The 19,222-nt window shown below is 43.4% G+C and carries 16 protein-coding genes; 7 read left to right on the forward strand and 9 right to left on the reverse strand.

Annotated features, from left to right (window positions below):
* Positions 1–49: 49 nt before the first annotated feature.
* Positions 50–535 (forward strand): Lrp/AsnC family transcriptional regulator, encoded by a 486-nt coding sequence (locus JO943_RS10555; protein ID WP_202740740.1) that lies wholly within the window; start codon positions 50–52, stop codon positions 533–535.
* A gap of 62 nt (positions 536–597) precedes the next feature.
* Here the strand turns inward: JO943_RS10555 and JO943_RS10560 are convergent, their stop codons facing one another.
* The 3 genes from JO943_RS10560 to JO943_RS10570 all read right to left on the reverse strand — a co-directional run bounded on the left by JO943_RS10560 (position 598) and on the right by JO943_RS10570 (position 5,222).
* Positions 598–2,028: an aldehyde dehydrogenase family protein gene (locus tag JO943_RS10560; protein WP_202740741.1), complete on the reverse strand. Its 1,431-nt coding sequence runs from the start codon at positions 2,026–2,028 to the stop codon at positions 598–600.
* A 287-nt stretch (positions 2,029–2,315) separates the two neighbouring features.
* Positions 2,316–3,848 carry a pyridoxal phosphate-dependent decarboxylase family protein gene (locus JO943_RS10565; RefSeq protein WP_005288135.1) on the reverse strand — a complete coding sequence of 511 codons (1,533 nt, stop codon included), beginning with the start codon at positions 3,846–3,848 and terminating at the stop codon, positions 2,316–2,318.
* A gap of 3 nt (positions 3,849–3,851) precedes the next feature.
* Positions 3,852–5,222, reverse strand: a complete 1,371-nt coding sequence (locus JO943_RS10570) for a diaminobutyrate--2-oxoglutarate transaminase (protein ID WP_005231743.1) — start codon at positions 5,220–5,222, stop codon at positions 3,852–3,854.
* 466 nt (positions 5,223–5,688) lie between these two features.
* Between JO943_RS10570 and JO943_RS10575 the strand changes: the two genes are divergently transcribed.
* Both JO943_RS10575 and JO943_RS10580 read left to right on the forward strand, forming a co-directional pair.
* A complete protein-coding gene (locus tag JO943_RS10575; protein WP_202740742.1) occupies positions 5,689–6,393 on the forward strand; it encodes an SIMPL domain-containing protein in 705 nt (234 codons plus the stop codon).
* Positions 6,394–6,576: 183 nt separating this feature from the next.
* The gene (locus tag JO943_RS10580) at positions 6,577–8,787 is read left to right on the forward strand and encodes a TonB-dependent receptor family protein (RefSeq protein WP_202740743.1); all 2,211 of its coding nucleotides are present in this window, start codon (positions 6,577–6,579) and stop codon (positions 8,785–8,787) included.
* Positions 8,788–8,864: 77 nt separating this feature from the next.
* On the opposite strand, the gene JO943_RS10585 is transcribed toward JO943_RS10580, so the two are convergent.
* Together JO943_RS10585 and JO943_RS10590 are read right to left on the reverse strand one after the other, a co-directional pair.
* On the reverse strand, positions 8,865–9,326 hold the full coding sequence (locus tag JO943_RS10585; RefSeq protein ID WP_202740744.1) for a GFA family protein: 462 nt from the start codon (positions 9,324–9,326) through the stop codon (positions 8,865–8,867).
* Positions 9,327–9,360: 34 nt separating this feature from the next.
* Positions 9,361–9,993, reverse strand: coding sequence for a TetR/AcrR family transcriptional regulator (locus JO943_RS10590; RefSeq protein ID WP_202740745.1), 633 nt, complete (start codon positions 9,991–9,993; stop codon positions 9,361–9,363).
* A 111-nt stretch (positions 9,994–10,104) separates the two neighbouring features.
* On the opposite strand from JO943_RS10590, the gene JO943_RS10595 reads away from it, so the two are divergent.
* Positions 10,105–10,572 carry a hotdog fold domain-containing protein gene (locus JO943_RS10595; protein ID WP_199949926.1) on the forward strand — a complete coding sequence of 156 codons (468 nt, stop codon included), beginning with the start codon at positions 10,105–10,107 and terminating at the stop codon, positions 10,570–10,572.
* Between the two features lie 55 nt (positions 10,573–10,627).
* On the opposite strand, the gene JO943_RS10600 is transcribed toward JO943_RS10595, so the two are convergent.
* Positions 10,628–11,722, reverse strand: coding sequence for a fatty acid desaturase family protein (locus JO943_RS10600; RefSeq protein WP_005231749.1), 1,095 nt, complete (start codon positions 11,720–11,722; stop codon positions 10,628–10,630).
* A gap of 14 nt (positions 11,723–11,736) precedes the next feature.
* On the reverse strand, positions 11,737–12,804 hold the full coding sequence (locus JO943_RS10605) for a ferredoxin reductase (RefSeq protein WP_202740746.1): 1,068 nt from the start codon (positions 12,802–12,804) through the stop codon (positions 11,737–11,739).
* 140 nt (positions 12,805–12,944) lie between these two features.
* Between JO943_RS10605 and fabR the strand changes: the two genes are divergently transcribed.
* The 3 genes from fabR (at position 12,945) to dps (ending at position 15,455) form a co-directional block, all read left to right on the forward strand.
* Complete coding sequence (gene fabR / locus JO943_RS10610; RefSeq protein WP_005231751.1) at positions 12,945–13,640, forward strand: HTH-type transcriptional repressor FabR; 696 nt, start codon at positions 12,945–12,947, stop codon at positions 13,638–13,640.
* Between the two features lie 85 nt (positions 13,641–13,725).
* A complete protein-coding gene (locus JO943_RS10615; RefSeq protein WP_202740747.1) occupies positions 13,726–14,742 on the forward strand; it encodes an AI-2E family transporter in 1,017 nt (338 codons plus the stop codon).
* A 215-nt stretch (positions 14,743–14,957) separates the two neighbouring features.
* Positions 14,958–15,455 (forward strand): DNA starvation/stationary phase protection protein Dps, encoded by a 498-nt coding sequence (gene dps, locus JO943_RS10620; RefSeq protein ID WP_005231753.1) that lies wholly within the window; start codon positions 14,958–14,960, stop codon positions 15,453–15,455.
* Positions 15,456–15,511: 56 nt separating this feature from the next.
* Here dps and rapA read toward each other — a convergent pair whose 3' ends face one another.
* Both rapA and JO943_RS10630 read right to left on the reverse strand, forming a co-directional pair.
* Positions 15,512–18,349, reverse strand: a complete 2,838-nt coding sequence (rapA, locus tag JO943_RS10625) for an RNA polymerase-associated protein RapA (RefSeq protein ID WP_005231754.1) — start codon at positions 18,347–18,349, stop codon at positions 15,512–15,514.
* 144 nt (positions 18,350–18,493) lie between these two features.
* Positions 18,494–19,138, reverse strand: a complete 645-nt coding sequence (locus JO943_RS10630; RefSeq protein WP_202740748.1) for an RluA family pseudouridine synthase — start codon at positions 19,136–19,138, stop codon at positions 18,494–18,496.
* Positions 19,139–19,222: the final 84 nt, after the last annotated feature.

Genomic DNA, 19,222 nt, shown 5'->3' on the forward strand with positions numbered 1-19,222 from the left:
GATTTTAATAAAAATACAATATTTGTGTATCATAAAAGGATTTTATGCAATGGATAAGTTCGACTGGAAAATCATTCAGGCATTACAAAAGAATGGACGGCTCACCAATCAGGAAGTTGGCGATTTAATCGGTTTATCCGCATCTCAATGCTCAAGAAGACGACAATTACTGGAGCAGAAAGGTGTGATTCTGGGTTATGCAGCACGCATCCACCAACAGGCTTTAGGTCTGGAAGTCACCGCGATGATTCACATTAACCTGCGTATCCATGAAGCCAAGTCGCAGCAAGCCTTTCAGGAGTTAATTGAAGCAGAAGACAATATTCAGGATGCCTTTTCAATTAGTGGTGATGCCGATTTTATTTTGAAAGTAGTGGCAGAAAATCTGGAACAGCTGTCGCAGTTTGTGACTGAGCGGCTGCTTTCTTATCATTTTATTGGCCATATCAAATCTTACATTGTGTTAAAAAAGATCAAGGAACAGAATCATTTCATGAGCAAAGGTAAAAGCCCGAGTTACCACCCAGCGACCTAAGCCGAGAAACAATAAAGCTCAAAAAAGGCGGATATTGAATCCGCCTTAACATATTATAAAATTTAAACTTTATTGATATGTAGCGTTTGCCCGATGGTATTTTCCAGTAATCCTTCCATACCAAATTCAGCACCAACACCCGACATTTTCCAGCCACCAAAAGGCGCATGCGGCACGATTTCCGCATGGGTATTGATCCAGACGGTGCCGCATTCAAGTTGTGTTGCATAGAATTGTGCCGCTTTCAGATCAGTTGACCAGATCGAGCCACCCAAGCCGAACTCACAGGCATTAGCACGCGCGATAGCATCATCAATGCTGGTATATTTCAGAATCGGCAACACCGGGCCAAACTGTTCTTCCTGTACCACTCTGCATGTTTCATCCACATCAGTTAAAATCGTCGGGGCAATAAAATAACCCTGTTCAGGTAAGCTCTGATCACCCGATAGAACGTTCGCCCCCTGGGCAATGGCATCAGCAATCAAGGCTTTAACCTTCTGGTATTGCATCTGGTTCTGCACAGGCCCGAAAGTGGTCTCCGATGCCATGCCATCTCCTACAATCTGTGCCTTAGCGATATCTGCAAGTTTTTGTGCTAAAGCATCATATTGGCTTTCATGCACATACAGACGTTTTAAAGCAGCACAGGTTTGTCCAGCATTTAAAAATGCAACGTTGAAAATCCGTTGTGCAATCTGATCCAGATCCGAATCAGGCAACACAATCCCGGCATCATTACCGCCAAGCTCTAGTGTTAAATGTTTTAAGGTCTTTACTGCACCGGACATAATGTGTTGACCAGTTCTGGTTGAACCGGTAAATACCACCTTTTGTACGTCCGGATGCGTGGAGAGTGCTTCACCAATTTCTCCATCTCCCACCACGATCGAGATGACCCCTGCCGGCACTTCTTGCTGAATGATTTCACATAGCTTTAAAGTGGCTAAAGGCGTAAATTCAGAAGGCTTATTAATCACCACATTGCCTGCACGCAAGGCAGGCATGATATGCCAGACGGCAATCATCAGCGGCCAGTTCCATGGTGTGATTGAAGCCACTACACCCAAGGGTTGATAATGACGCTCGATACGTTTCTGTTCGCTATCTTCCAGGACATCAACCGGTAAGTCCAGACTTGCCGTATAACGGGTCCAGCCAATCGCACCCTGCACTTCCATTTGCGCCAATGCCAATGGCTTGCCCTGTTCCAATACCACCAGCTCAGCCAAAGTTTCAGCATGCTTTTCGATACCATCGGCAATTTTGTTAAGTATATTTTTACGTTCTTCATGCGGACAGCGCTGCCAGCTTTTAAAGGCCTGCTTTGCTGCAGCAATGGCTTGATTCACCTGAGCAACGGAGGCTTTGGCACAATGTGCTGCCACTGAACCTGTCGCAGGATTAATAATCTCAAGTTCACCTTGTTCGCCTAAACAAGATTGACCGTCAATAATAAGTTTAAATTCGTTTTGCATATTCACTTGTTGCATTTCTTTTCCTGATCTTAACTGTCTTTTCCGCTTTATTGTCCGCGTCTATGATTGGAATATAAGTCAAGTAAACGCGATCCTGAATGACATCAATGCATCACAGACACTGAGGGTCTATCAATACAATATGGAATTTGCCATCCACACTTCATGCATAATTATTTCTGATTTAGATTCAAGATGCATATTTTGTGCATAAACGTTGCAAAACCAACACAAGAACTTAATAAAGAAATTTTTGAACAATAAAAAAGGCACCCGAGGTGCCTTTTTTATGGAACGATCGATTAATCGATGGCCGGAACATAAGTGCCCGCAGCAATTGCATCCTTAATACGATCAGCTTCTGCAAGCACCAGTGCAAGCAAGTTCTGAACGTTTTCAAGTGTTGCAACCGGACTTAAAGTGGTCATTTTCAATGATTGAACATTGCCAACTTTAGTCACACCAATATTCGCTTCGCCACGTGCAAACAGTTCATCTGCAACGTTCTGGTTCAAGCTATCGATGAATTCAGTAGGATAAGCGTCTGGTACTACACGGAACAGAACTGATGCGAATTGTGGTTCAACCAGCAATTCCAGACCTGCTGTTGCTTTAATATAATCAGCAACTTCACGTGTTAATTTCACACCATGATCGATCATTGAACCATACAGCTCTTCGCCTAATGCTTCAACGGTCATCCATAATTTCAATGCATCAAAACGACGGGTCGTTTGTAATGATTTAGACACCAGGTTAGGTACACCATGTTCTTCATCATAAGCAGAGTTAAGATATTCTGCTTCATAATGCATAAAGCGATAGTTGGCTTCGTCCTTCAACAAGAAAGCGCCACAGCTAATGCTTTGGAAATAATGCTTATGGAAATCAAGCGTGATTGAGTCTGATAATTCAATACCATCCAGCATTGCACGATGGTCATTTGAAAGAATCAGTGCACCACCCCAAGCGGCATCAATGTGCATCCATGAACCATACTTGGTAGTAATTTCACGGATTTTCTTGAGTGGATCAATCGCACCAGCATCTGTGGTACCTGCAGTCGCAACCACACATGCAACGATTTTTCCTTCAGACTGAAGATGCGCCATGGTTTTTTCCAGTGCATCGACATCCATTTGGGCATTTTCATTAACAGGCACAGTCACAACCGACTGGAAGCCCATGCCCATCATTGCCATGTTCTTTTGCACAGAGAAGTGCGCATTTTCAGAACAGATGACTTTGACGTTTTTCATTGCATCTGCAGGGATACCATCACGCTGAACCGACCATGGCTTGCCATTTTCGTCTTTCCAGTTTTTCGAGATACACCAGTCACGTGCCAGCAATACGCCCATCAGGTTAGATTGCGTACCACCCGAAGTGAACACACCCGCCTGACCTGCACCATAACCGACTTTTTGACGAAGCCAGTCAATCAACTGCACTTCCATCAAAGAACCCGCTGGGCTTTGGTCCCATGAGTCCATCGACTGGTTGGTTGCATTGATCAACACTTCCGCAATCTGGCTCATCACCATGGTTGGGCAGTGTAAATGTGCCAGTGAATGTGGATGATGGACTTTCAAGCTTTTGTTGAGGAAAAGCTCAACCATACGTTGTAATGACTGCTGTACACCCAAACCTTGTTTTGAAGGCGCAAAAGAGATTGCTGCGCGCAAATCCTTGATGCTGCCACCTGTGTACATTTTGTCATTTTGCAACCATGCTGAAACGGCATTTACCGCCTCGCCCATTGCTGACTGATAGTCAGCAATAGATTGAGCATCATTGCAGAGTAACGCTTTACGATGTTCTGCAAAATCAACCATGAATTAGCCTCGTACTGCTTTTAATGCTTCAGCAATCGCTTTCTTGAAGCGAGCAATCACTTCAACACATTCGTCTTGGTTGATGATTAATGGACAAAGCAAACGAATGACTGTACCGTTACGACCACCTTTCTCAAGCAATAATTTATTGTTGAAACATGCGGCTTGAATCGCTGCTGCCAACTGAGCATCCGCAGGATGAGAACCGATACGGTCAGCAGGTTTACGCTCATCAATGATCTCAATACCGATCATCAGGCCACGGCCACGCACGTTACCGATACAAGGGAATTCTTGTGCAAGTTTTTTCAACTCAGCTTGTAAGAAGTCACCACGCTCTTGCGCATTTTGAGCCAGATTTTGTTCTTTGATCACTTGCAGTGATGCCAGACCTGTACCCATCGCAAGTTGGTTACCGCGGAATGTACCTGAGTGTGTACCTGGCTGCCATGCATCAAACTTACGTTTAATACCTAACACAGCCAATGGCAAGCTACCACCCACCGCTTTCGACATCACCACAACATCAGGCTCGATTCCTGCATGTTCAAAGGCAAACATTTTACCTGAACGTGCAAAACCAGCTTGAACTTCGTCCAAAATTAAAACGATGTTGTGCTTTTCAGTCACTTCACGAATTTTTTTCAACCATTTAACTGGCGCAGTCACCACACCGCCTTCACCCTGAATCGCTTCAAGAATGACAGCTGCAGGTTTGGTTACACCGCTTTCAACATCTTCAATGAAATTTTCAAAGTAGTATGTCAAAGCATCAACACCAGCTTCACCACCTAAACCCAGTGGGCAACGATATTCATGTGGATATGGCATAAACTGCACGCCAGGCATTAAACCATTGACCGCATTTTTTGCGTTCAGGTTGCCTGTCATTGCAAGCGCGCCGTGGGTCATACCATGGTAGCCACCTGAGAAACTAATCACAGAGCTACGACCCGTATAAGTTTTTGCAAGCTTAATTGCTGCTTCTGTACCATCTGCGCCTGTTGGGCCACAGAATTGTAAGCAATACTCTTCTTTACCGCCTGGCAAATATGCCAGCAGCGCTTCAGTAAACGCATCTTTTAAAGGAGTCGTTAAGTCTAAAGTATGCAATGGCAAACCACTTGCCAATGTGTCTTGAATACTTTGAATCACCGCAGGATGATTATGGCCCAAAGCCAATGTTCCTGCCCCAGCTAAACAATCAAGGTACTGTGTACCTTCAACATCAGTAACCCAGCAGCCTTGTGCTTTCGCTATCGCTAACGGTAATTTACGTGGATAACTACGAACATTTGATTCCATCTGACTTTGGCGAGTCAGATAATATTCGTTGGTTGCATTAGCGGCAGGATTTACGGAAGTAACGCTCATATCGAATTACCATCTCTGATATGGGTGAAAGAAATAAGTCTGGTGACTTGCGGTCGTTTGACTCGGTGCTTTTTAGAATCTAGTGAGACACAAATTTTATATCTTTCAACTAGGAGCGAGATGATACCTAATTTTGCAAGAAAATAAACACTTTTTATGCCTGACATTGATCTAATCTTATTGAAAAAATGTATCATTCCAACAACTATGATGAATTATGATCATACTATGTGACAAGCGAAAGAAAGTAAGCTTTTTTAAATCCTGATTGCATTTTTAGATAAATGGTCAAATCAATCTATCTAATCATCTAATTTTTAAAGCTTTTCATTTATTTTTCCTGTTGCAAAACACTGCTAATCCCTTACAAAGTCACCACAAAATATGCCGAAGTTCACCATCAGTTCTTTTTAATATCAAATCTGTAAAAAATAAATTTTCGATATCAAATTCTAAGGACAATTTTATGCGTACTTTAGCACTTGCTACATTGATGATCGGGGCGGCCCTCAGCCCAAAACTGTTTGCCCATGAGACAGAAAACTTGAACTACAATATTGTGAATATCCAAGCGGATGCCTCACGCCAAGTCGCAAATGATGAGATGCGTGCCGTCCTGTATATTGAAAAAAGCAACAAACAACCGGCTGAACTCTCTAACCAGATCAATCAGCTGATGAATCAGGCGCAAGCAATTGCACGTAAATATAATCAGGTCAAGGTCGAAACCGGTACACAAAGTACCTATCCTGTTTATGACAATGACAGTAATAAACTGAAAGAATGGCGTGCCCGTGCCGAGATCCAGCTTGAAAGTAAAGACTTCAAGGCCGCAAGCCAATTGATTAGCGAATTACAGCAGAGCTTCCAGACCCAGTCGATCAACTTTACCGTGTCGGATGAACAGCGTAAAAAAGTTGAAAATGAGCTGATGATTGAAGCATCGAAAAACTTCCAGCAACGTGCCCAAGCCATTACCCAAGCATGGAATAAGGGTCAATATAATCTGGTGAGCTTGAATCTCAATACCAGCAATTATTTCCCGCAACCGATGATGCGTGGCGGTGGTATGGCTAAGTTTGCAATGGCAGAAGCGGCGCCTGCTCAGGACATGGCTGCTGGCGAATCAAAAATCACGGTCAGTGCCAATGGTTCGATCCAGTTTAAATAATTCTTTTTTTCAAAAAAACCGTGCTCAAGCACGGTTTTTTGATGTTTGAAATAGCCAAAAATATCTTTAGCAAAAAAACAATTAACTTAACTCATCTCATAGTTATAAGTGATAATCGTTCTTATTCTATTTCTTAAGATAAGCGATTAAGATTCGGGGAAATTTACAGCATTTACACATCTTATGAAACCTGCCACCTATTCTGCTGCATCTAAAGATTTTCAACCCTCTCCCCTGAGCATTGCCCTTGCGATTCTATTCAGTGGAATTTCTCATACAACATTTGCCAATGAGGAATCCTCTACTGAGACTCAGACACTTGCAACCATTTCTGTTAAAGCTCAGGGTAACTGGCTGGAAAATGCCAATGCAGAAAAGGTACAACAACATGCAGGCGCACGAAGCATTATTGATCGTAAACGCTTGGATGAAATCGCAACAAGCTCGATTCGTGATGCATTAAAACAAATACCCGGGGTTCAAGTGCAGGACAGCAATGGTACCGGCGGCAGTGATGTTTCCTTAAATATTGGTGTGCGTGGCCTCACCTCTCGTTTATCGCCTCGCTCTACTGTGCTTATGGATGGCGTCCCGCTTTCTTTTGCACCTTATGGTCAACCACAATTATCTTTAGCCCCTGTGTCGATGGGCAATATTGAATCTGTAGATGTGGTTCGTGGCGCAGGTTCTGTCCGTTTTGGGCCACAGAACGTGGGTGGAATCATTAACTTTAGTACACGTGCCATACCACAAGAGTTTTCAGGTTCAGTTGGCTTAACCACTGAGTTTGCAACAGGAACAGATCAACTCAAATATACGCCTAATCTATTTATTGGTGGCACTCTAGATAACGGCTTAGGTTTGGCCTTACTCTATTCAGGGACCAAGGGTGATGGCTATCGAGAAGCCAATAATAAAATTGATATCGATGATGTCATGTTAAAAACGGCTTACCAATGGACCGATCAGGATGCGATTGCTGTCAATCTGCATCATTATGAAGGTCGTGGTGAAATGCCAGAAGGTTTAACTACAGCACAATTTGCTGACAATCCTTATCAATCGAATCAAAACCGTAATTATTTCGCGGGCCGTCGTTCTGATATTTCTGTCAAATACAGCCATAAAGATGAACTCAATAACTTTGAAGTATTGGGCTATTACGTCGATTCTTTCCGTACCAGCGATTTAGAGTCAATTGGTACAACAGGCACCAGCCGTATTAGCAACTCACCACGTGACTATAAATATTTTGGGATTGAGCCACGTTACTCACGTGCCTATAGCTGGGCTGGTATGGATAACGAAGTCACGGTTGGCTATCGTTACTTACAAGAAGAAAGTTCCGAATTTTCAGGACGTACAGATACATATAATACAATCACAGGTACTCCGGGAGAGCGTATCGCCAATACTACCAGTGACGGCGGTACCAAAGCACATGCCATCTATATTGACAACCGTTTTGGTATGGGGAATTGGGTTATTACTCCAGGTGTTCGTTTCGAGTCAATTGATACACATAATGATTTCACTGCCTATCAAAAAGGTGTTGCAATCAATACGGTTCATCCAAAAATCAAATCAGATGAGTTTTTGCCAAGTTTATCGGTGCTTTATAAAGCCAGTGAAAACTGGAATCTCTTTGCCAATGCGGGCGTCTCATTTGGTCCCCAACAATATAATCAGTTGGTCACCACTAAAACAGTAAATGGTAACAATACTGCAGTGACGACATTAGATGGCTTACATCCGGAAAAATCGAAAAACTATGAAATCGGAACCAAATACCTTGGAAATGGGCTTAGCGCAGAGTTCACTGTATTTTATTTAGATTTCGATAAAGAATTGATGTTAGAACGACCTGATAATATTGGGACAGGGATCTGGACAGACTTGGGTGCAACCAGTCATAAAGGTGTTGAAACTGGGATCAGTTATGATTTCGGACAACTGGCAGATGTACTGGAAGGTTTAAAAGTCTATGGTAACTATACTTTTACCAAAGCAACATCCGAAGCAGGAAAGTTTGAAGGTAGAGATCTTCCCTACTACTCACGCCATGTCGGCAATTTAGGAATGGCTTATCAAATAGATAACTGGTCGGTCAATGCCGATATGTTTGCCCAGTCGAAACAACATGCGCCAGGCTCAGGTGATATTTATCAGGTTGAAGAGACCGCGGATGGTCGTACAGGTGATATCCCCGGTTATTCAACCTTTGCAGTACGTGCAGGCTATGATTTTAGTAATCAGCTTAAAGGCTTAAAAATTGCTGGTGGGATAAAGAATGTGTTTGATAAGCAATATTATACCCGTTCATCAGATTCAACTGGGGGTAAATATGTGGGGCAACCAAGAACAATTTTCTTACAGACCTCTTATGATTTCTAAAGCAAAAAAAGCCGGACTTTGAAGTTCGGCTTTCTTTTTCATCACTCACCGTAAAGCTTTTTTCATGAAGGTAACGACTATCGATTCATGTCAAAATAGTTTTCCAATTCATTCAAATCGGGTAGCTCATCAAATACCCGAAGCACTTCATGTGCCTCCGCCCAACTCACTTTGGAATTTACACAAAAGTTTAACTCAAGTTCAGGGGTGAACTGTTCCTGAAGCAAGCCCAAAGGAATCCACATAATCTCTGGCTTACTGCCTAAGGCATTCGGGACAGGAGAACCACACTGTTTGCAAAAGCAACTGGTAAAGCCCGTCTCCTTGACATAGGTCTGAATCAATTGCTCGCCCTGCTGCCACCGGAATACACCAGTCGGCACAACGGTAGAGGCATTGGAGGCTGCCCCACTCTGCTTGCGACATAGACTGCAATAACAACGATAGATCATTTTAATCCGGTTGAGATGCAATTCAAATTGCACCGCGCCACATAAGCATCTGCCGCTAAAGTACTGTTTGCCATTATCTATACGCATGTGTTGTTATCCTGAAAATCGCTGATCGGCCTTTTTATTTATTTTGAGCCAGATTCTGTAATGAATCCCAAGCAGCTTGGGCCAACGTTTCCCGATAAAGGCTCGGCGTTGTACTGACTTTTCCAGATAACCAGGCTCGGCTATAACTTTCTGACGCTCCAATGACCAGAGACATCATCAGTTCTGCGGGTACGGCTCTCAACAGCTTTGCCTCGGTATAACGCCCGATCTGGCTGGCAATTTTCTGATTCCGCAGTTTGTTTTTCTCATCTAGCTGCGGTCGGTATTCCCCTTGCATCACATTAAAGTGAGCCAGTAACAGAAATCTGGCAAATTCAGGCTGATCAGAGACCCAGTCGGTATAACTGTAAATCAGGGCGTACAAGCATTGTTGTAAAGAATGTGCTTCCTGCAGGTACCGTTCACGCAATTGTGCCTGATCTTCCAGAGCCGCAAATACCAGTGCCGCGACAATCCCCTCCTTGTTTTTAAAATGATGATAAATCGCTCCGACACTACTCTCGGATTTTTCACGGATCATTTCAATACTGGTGGTTTCCAGACCATAGTCAAGAAAACAGCACAAGGCATCCAGCAAGATTTGCCGTTTTAATAAGGACTTCCGTTGCGGGTATAAGCGTTCCAATAATTGCTGAGCGGCCTGCATAGTTCTATCAAATTTACCAATGGTCGGAACTATTGTGTATGACTTGACCACAACTTGTAAACAGAATTATATTCTGTAAAAGAATTTAATTCTGTCACAGGACATCTGAACATGGCTTCTACCTTAGAACTCTGGCATAAAGTCTCAGCCTTACCGGCCGGGAAATGGACCTTTACCCGCATGTTATGCCTCAAAGCCCCTTATTTCAGTAGTATTTCTCCGCTATTTGAAGAGCTGAAACCCAATTCTTGTAAAATCAGTATCAGGAAAAAGCGTTCCGTACTGAACCATATTGGTACGGTGCACGCGATTGCGATGTGTAATATGGCCGAACTGGCGGGCGGTACCATGACCGAGGTGACAGTTCCTGCGACACATCGCTGGATTCCCAAAGGAATGACGGTTGAATATTTAAAAAAAGCTGAAACCGATCTGGTTGCAATTGCTACCCCGGTTGATGACCACTACGATTGGGATCAGGCGGGTGAATATCTGGTGAATGTCGATGTGCTTGATCAGCACAAGGACAAGGTATTTCATGCCACCATCACCATGTGGGTTTCCAAAAAGAAGAAATAAAATAAAAAAAGCCCTGAGGCACATAGCTTCAGGGCTTTTGTTAAGGGTTTATCCCTTACTTTTTAAATGGCAGTGCATATTTAAAAATACGCCCCACCACTTCACCAAACTGTTTTACAAAGCTGGCATTGTTGTAATGCAGTCCATATTTCTCACAGACTGCCTGTACTTTCGGGGCAACCTGACGATAGCGGCGTGCAGGAATATCCGGGAATAAATGATGTTCAATCTGATGGCTCAAATGCCCGGTTAAAATATGAAAGGCTTCTGAACCGGTCAGATTCGATGAACCGCGGATCTGGCGCATATACCAATGCCCGCGACTTTCATTCTGTAATACCGCTTTCGGGAATACTTCCACATCTTTGGTAAAGTGACCACAGAAAATGATACTGAAGGTCCAGACATTTCGAATCCCGTTGGCCACCAGATTGCCGGTAAATACAGGAATCGCGGCTGGACCGGCAATCAGTGGAAAGAACACGTAGTCCTTAAACATTTGCTTAAGAATTTTCTTCTGTGCAGGCTGCCATTCACGCTTGAATTGCGCGATGCTTTTACGCTTATATACGACCTTGCCCAACTCCAGATTCTGGATCGCGACACCCCACTGAAATAACAGGCTAAATGGCACGATGTAGATCGGCTGAATCAAGGTGAATTTAGACCAGCGCTGTTCCGGGAACAAACGGAAGACACCATAGCCAACATCATCATCCATCCCTTTAATGTTGGTATAGGTATGGTGCTTATAGTTATGGGTCTGGCGCCAGTTGTCAGAGGTACCGACCGTATCCCACTCATAGGTTTGACCGTTGAATTTTGGATCATTCATCCAGTCATATTGACCGTGCATCACGTTATGGCCCAATTCCATATTTTCCATGATCTTGGCGAAACCGAGTAAGCCCGTGCCCAACAACCATGCTGGCGGAAACCAACCCAGAAATAAACAGGCACGCCCAGCCAAACTGCTATAACGAATGGTGGAATAGACACGGCGAATATATTTGGCATCTTTTTCACCAATATCATCGAGTACTTCTTGTTTAATTTGATCCAGTTCACGGGCAAACGCATCTAACTCGGCAGCAGTCAGATCACGGTTTTTAGGATTTTTGAAAAATTCAATTTTAACAGGCATGTTCATAATCAATTTCTCTCTTATAGATCAATCACAAGATCAGACTGGGCTGAATTGACACAAATTTTTAGCAACTGAGCAGGTTCATTATTGGCAGCACCATTTAATAGGTTTTTGGTCGCACCTTGCGCCTTGTTGCAGGCACATTTATTACAGATTCCCATCCGGCAACCGTGATTCGGTTTAATACCTTGATGCTCTAAACTTGCAAGAATCGACTGGCCTTTCGGAATCGCAATCGTCTTATTGGATTGCGTCAAGGTCACATTAATAAAACCAGTCTCAGTTGCATCTTCAGCAAATTGACTTAAACTAAAGGCTTCTGTTTGTAGCGCTGCGGCATCTTTAAACAGGCTTTCCGCTGATGCAGCAAAACCCGAAGGTCCACATGCATAAACTGTGGTGTCGCTTAAAACCGTGCACTGATCCACATGACTTTGATTTAAACGCTGATCCTGTTCTTGGGTATAAAAAATCTGATAACTAAAATTAGGGAAGTTTTCTGATACTTCCTGCAGATATTCAACATAGGCTGCGTCAGGCTGCGTTTTGACCCAATACAGCAATTGAACCGTATGGTGATTTAACTGTTTAGACTGGCACAAGGCTTCAATCAGACTCAGCATCGGGGTGATACCACTACCTGCCGCCAACAATAGCAAGTGCGAGGTTGCAATGTGCTGTTGCATGTCACCATACGGTTGTCCCAAACGTAGCATATCACCGGTCTGACTGTGTTCAACCAGCCATGAACTCACTAAACCCTGTTCAACTTTTTTCACGGTTAAACACAGGTGATCGGCATCAACCTGCATCAAACTATAGGTCCGCTCGTAATGACGTCCTGCAATCTCAACTGTTACCGGATGATGCTGCCCTGCCACACCGCGTACGACATGGCGGTTGCATTGCAAAATCAAACTGACCGTATCTTTTGCCACATTTTGTTTTTTTACGATTTTGGCGAGTGGCTGATTGATTGACCACAATGGATTGATTTTCTGTAACCAAAAATTGGCATCATGGCTGTTCATTACACTTTGAGCCAACGAATTAAATAGAGAATTTCTCTTTTCAATTGCTTGCATGAGCAGTTTTACTCTGGTTGTTTGTTAATTATTATACATATGTATATATATTTGTATATACACTCGTATAAGAATTTACATTTCACAAGTACACCGACAATCGCTATAATCCCGAGTAGCTTACTTATATATTGAAAATAATGGTTCATTCTTCTTTTTTACCGCTCGGCCATGACACCGTAAACGAACAAGATGTCATTCCCATGAAATCTCCTGTACGTTCGGTGGGTAGGAAAGCAACAATTACCAAAGAAGAGTTGTTTCAGGCCACACTGAGCCTGATCGGCCCACAAAAAAGTATCGCATCGCTCAGTTTGCGTGAAATTGCACGTGAAGCTGGCATTGCACCAAACAGTTTCTATCGTCATTTCAAGGATATTGATGAACTGGCCATTGCCCTGATTGATCAATCTGGTCTGGTCCTTCGCCGTATTATCCGTGAAGCACGTTTACAGGCTTCCAAGCAGCAAAGCATTATCCGTAGTTCGGTTGAAGTGTTTATTCAGCAACTGAATACCGATGAAGGCAACCTGAGTCTGTTATTACGCGAGGGTTATACCGGTTCAACTTCGTACAAAGCTGCGGTTGATCGTCAGCTCAATTTCTTCCAGCAAGAGCTGCAAGAAGACCTGATTCGTCTGGAACGTCTGAATAATAGCAAAATCAGTCATGCGGATCTGGCTGCCAAGGCCATTACCCAGCTGGTGTTCAACATGGGGGCGAAAGTCATTGATCTACCTGTGGAGCAACGTACCGAAGTTGCAGAACAGACCATGGTGATGATCCGTATGATTTTAGAAGGCGCCCGTCATCTAAATGAAATGGAAATTGATTAATTGTTTGTATCACCCTACGATGGACCTCGGCAAAATTAAATTTTGTCCTTTGCATCACCCCACATTCTAATCAGGCTTATAGATCATGAATCTACTGAATGACCGTCAAAGCATCATCGCCAGTTTTATCCTGATGTTTTTATTTTTAATGATGGTCATTCCCCTGCATTTACTGCCGAGTTTCTTTGCCGGATTTCTGGTTTTTGAAATTATTAACAGTTTAAGTTCGATTGTTGAAAAGCATATTGATGGCCAACGTGCACGTATCTTTATCAGTATTATTCTGGGGATATTGGCAACCGTGCTGATCGGTTTCTTTATCACCAGCCTGATCAGTTTTGTGATTTATGATCTTAAAGGCACAGGACTCAATTCTTTCAATATCAAAATCGACCAGACCCTGATCAAGTTTCAGGCTGAGATGAGCCATTATTTGCCAGGTTATCTGCCCCATAGTGTGGCTGATATCAAAAATCAGATCTTGTCCTTTATCAAGAACAATATTTCCATTGTCAAAAATACAGGCACCGATATTCTGCACAATCTGGCCACCATGGTGATCGGCCTGATTGTGGGTATTCTGGTATCCATCCAGAATTTTAAACAACATGCCCCACAGCCTGCGTTTAAGGCGGCCATTCTGCATCGCATCCAGAAGCTTTCCGTTTCTTTTAAAAATGTTGTTTTTGCTCAGGTCAAGATTTCACTGATTAACACCGTGTTATTCATGATCTTTGTGTTTATTGTGCTGCCAATATTTAATATCCACTTACCTTTTGCCAAAACCCTGACCATTCTGACCTTTATTTTTGGTTTGCTTCCAATTATTGGTAACCTGATTTCCAACACCCTGATCATTATGGCCGGCTTGACCATTTCCCTGTCTGTGGCAGCGGTTGCCCTGGCCTATCTGGTAATTATTCACAAGCTTGAATATTTTATTAATGCCAAAATTATTGGCACCAAAATCAATGCCAGTGCCTGGGAAGTGCTCTTGGCGATGCTGATTTTTGAAGCTATTTTTGGATTGAGTGGGCTGATTGTTGCGCCTATTTTCTATGCCTATATCAAACTGGAATCTAAGGATGCCGGTCTGATCTAAGCATTTTTATACATTCAAAATACTGGGCTTAACAGACTGAAGCACTCTTTAATCTGAATGAAAACGGTTGTTATAAAAAGAAAAGTACCGATAAGTAAACTTACAAAAGGCTAGAAAACGAAAACACTTAGAAGCCGGTTCAAGGCGTAAGCTAGAGATGAAGTAACGGTTTTATTCGTTCTATTTCATCACATATATAATTAAATGAGGTAACTATGAGTTCTTCAGCAACTAAAGCTTTAAAAGTATATACACGTAATAATTTAGATGATGCGATCAAAGAATCGACCGTAAAAATTTTAAACCAAATTCTTGCCAACCTGATCGATCTGTCATTACTGACCAAACAGGCGCACTGGAACATGCGAGGCAGTAACTTTATTGCAGTGCATGAAATGTTAGATACGTTCCGTACGTCGTTAATTACCCATCTGGACAATGTGGCTGAGCGTGCAGTACAGATTGGTGGCACAGCGTTGGGAACCACGCAGTCTGTGGGTGAAAGTTCACACCTGAAGCCTTATCCGGTTGCTATCCATGCGGTGCAGGATCACTTAAAAGAACTGGCAGACCGCTATGGCGTAGTCGCCAACCATTTGCGTGATACCATTGATGAAATTCAGGACCCGATTTCAGAAGATATTATCCATGCTGCCTTAGAGGATCTGGATCAATATTTATGGTTCCTGGAAGCCAATATTGAACAAAAATAATTAAAACAGCTGAAAAAAAAGAGGACCTTCGGTCCTCTTTTTAATTTCATGCTCAATTATGGTTTAACCACTACCAATACCTGAATCGCTTCAGGGGTTACAGAAAGACCATCTAGCAGGCCCAAGCCTTCTTTCTGGAATTTCTGTAAGCGCTCGATTTCATCTTCACGAATACTTGGATTGAATTGCTTGAGGTAGCTTAAACGGTCAATCTCGTATTGCCACTTGCCACTGTAATGCTCTTTGGCTTGCTGCATCAATTCTGGCAATGATCCCTTGGCAATCTCTAAAGCTTGCGCATAACGGGTTTCAATCACTTCACGGCGCGCTTTTACGACCTGACGGCAGCTATTGCCATCTAAATGATGCAGATACGGACGTAAAATGCTTGGATCAATCTTGGCAGACAAATCCTGACCATTTTCACTGAGTAAAACGCGAATTAATTGTTTCGGTAAACTTGATGGCAAGTTTAAGGCTTTCGGCGCCACCACATCGACCTTAAACCAGACTTCAAGCAATACCGAGCCTTGTTTCAATGCATTCGATTTCAACAAAGCCACATTGGTACTACCAAATGACTGGGTGCGGATCATTTCCATCACACTTTCAATAAATGGATGTTCCAGCGTCAAATATTGTGCATCTTCACGGATTTGTGCCTGATCACGATAGAACGTCGCCGTCATGCCTTCTTCATCCAAGGTCAGACCTTGCACCTGCATCTGATCGGTCGGCTTGATGATCACGGTACCGTTGCTTTGCTCATCAAAATCAATATTGGTCGATGACATAAAACGCTTCACAAACATGGGTAAAGTGGTGTTGTCATCATAATCTTCAAGTGCTTGTACAATGCCTTGCGCAACTACGGGACGGCAGGAGTTGTACTCAAGCAAACGGTCACGACCCGCCTGTAATTCAGCTTCCAATGCCTGACGCTGTACATTGACTTCTTCAAGCAAGTCTTCAAAGGTCTGACCTTGATCTGCGAGTAAGCAATCTTTTAGCTCAACAATAAAATTCTCTTGTAGCGTTTGCGCCGTTGGAGAAATATTGCTGAAAATATTCAGTGCTTCATTGTACCAGCGGAACATACGCTCTTGCGCTGTGCCCATAAGGTAAGGTACATGGATCTGGATACGGTTTTCCTGACCAATACGATCCAGACGACCAATACGCTGCTCAAGGACGTCCGGGTTTGCTGGCAAGTCAAATAAAATCAAGTCACTGGCGAACTGGAAGTTACGCCCTTCTGAACCAATCTCCGAACACAATAAGATTTGAGCGCCATAACTGTCTTCGGCAAAGTAGGCTGCCGCCTGGTCACGTTCGAGCAGGCTCATGCCTTCATGGAACATCGCAGTACGAATACCAGCATGTAAACGTAGAACATTTTCCAGTGCTTCAACCACTGGACCACTGCGGGCAATCAATAACACTTTTTTGTGTTTTAATTCTTTACGCAGCACTTCCATCAACCAAGGCACACGCGGATCATTTTCCATCCATGCGCCATCCAGCTGACCTTCTTCTGGCCACATCTGTTCGCGCATTTTGCCGTCCATTGACCAGTCTTCTGGCGCTGGTAAAGGCGCTGGCTGGCAATCACGTCCCGGGAAGCCCTGAATCGCTTCACGGGTATTACGGAACAGGATACGACCTGTGCCGTGACGGTCTAATAATTCATGAATCGCACGCATACGCTGTTCAGGCTGATCATCAATCCGATGACCCAACAAGCCTTCCAGTGCAGCCAGATGCTCTTCTGTTAAGGCCTCATCTGACATCAATACTTCTGCAATTTTCGCAGTTTGCTGGTATTGCTCTTCTTCATCAAGGAAACGGTCAAGGCTGCTAAAACGTTGCGGATCAAGCAAACGTAAACGGGCAAAATGACTTTCTACACCCAGTTGCTCTGGGGTTGCAGTGAGCAACAACACACCTGCGGTCTGTTCTGCCAATTCTTCAACCAGATCATAGCGATCATTGCCGCCCTCTTCCTCACTCCACATCAAGTGATGCGCTTCATCGACCACCAATAGATCAAAACCAGCTTCCATCGCTTGCTCACGCAAGTCATCATGGTCAACCATCAGATCAACGCTGGCAATAATGCATTGTTCAGTCAGGAACGGATTTAAATCAGGATCATGTTCTTTGATCGATGCGGTACGGGTCAAATCAAATAAAGAGAATTGCAAATTGAAACGGCGACGCATTTCAATCATCCACTGATATTGCAGTGAATCAGGCACCAAGATCAGGATACGTTCTGAACGGCCTGTTTTCAGTTGCTGGTGAATGATTAAACCTGCTTCAATGGTTTTACCCAAGCCCACTTCATCCGCCAGTAAAACACGCGGAGCAAAACGTTTACCGACTTCATGTGCGATATAAAGCTGGTGTGGAATCAAGCCTACACGCGCACCTAGAAAACCACGTAACGGGCTGGTATGCATTTGCGCCTGCAATAACATGGCTTCAATACGCAGGTCATACCATTCTTTATAATCGACCTGACTCGCCAGCAGACGCTCTAATGGTTTTGACAGCTGGATTTGTGCACCGATACGGGTTTCGTTCAGTGACTTGCGCTCTTGTTCACCATTTTCCAGGCTACGAACCACATCATAACGCAGTACACCATGACGGTCTTCAATCGACTCAACCGTCCACTTGATACCTTCCTGGTCTTGGACTTCATCATTCACGTTAAAGATGATGCGAGATAAAGGCGCATTGTTACGTGCATAGACACGTGTTTCATCACTTTTAGGGAATAAAATGCTGATAGAACGTTCATCTACATCAATCAGAACCCCTAAACCGAGTTCAGTTTCAGTATCTGATAACCAACGTTGACCAATAGCAAACTGCTGCAATTTTTCCACCTTTATCTCAAGTTAGCCCACATATTTTATGCCCTGACTCCAATAAAAGTTAAGGCATTTTATGTAGTTTTCAACGATGTATTTTGACACAAAGCATCATTAAATAGCGTGCATCACATCGTGTTTCATAAAAAAGTTTTTAGACTAAAACGGTACCGCACAATCAAAGGTCAGTTGTGCGCCTGTTTTAGGATGAGCGAAGCTTAATTGCGTTGCATGTAAGCACAAACGCGCATAAAGCTGCTGCTGTTCTGGTGTGGCATATAAGGTATCGCCTAGAATCGGATGATCTAAATATTGCATATGCACACGAAGCTGATGTGAACGCCCTGTAATCGGAATCAGTTTCACCCGGGTTACAGCTTGTCCTTGAATTTCTAAATGCTCAATCGCTTGCCATTCCGTTAATGCCGGTTTGTGATGCATGGCATCAACAATATGTAATGGCGGGTGGCTTGAGTCATAAATCACAGGTATATCGACGGTGCCCTGACCTTCTAAATGGCCAGCAACCAAAGCTTGATAAATTTTTGAAGTTTGACGATCCTGAAACTGACGTGAAATCGTGCTCTGTCCAAATTTGGATAAACCAAACACCAGAATACCTGAAGTGTCACGATCGAGACGATGAATCAGTAAGGTTTTGGGTTCTAGTTCTAGTAGACGATTGATTAAACAATCTTGTAAATCTGGCGTTTTCCCAGGTACCGTGAGTAAGCCTGCTGGTTTATGGATGACCATAAAATCTTCATCACGATGAATCAAATGTTCACTTAGAAAATCACTCAAGGTAGCCTTCCAACGACTGGATGAAAACAAGCGGGCAATCATAAAAAGCTTGGCGCTGAATTACAATGCATGACACGTATTTTT

It is taken from the genome of Acinetobacter sp. 'aerobic (ED)' (assembly GCF_904886855.1).
In the GTDB taxonomy this organism is placed as follows: domain Bacteria; phylum Pseudomonadota; class Gammaproteobacteria; order Pseudomonadales; family Moraxellaceae; genus Acinetobacter; species Acinetobacter courvalinii.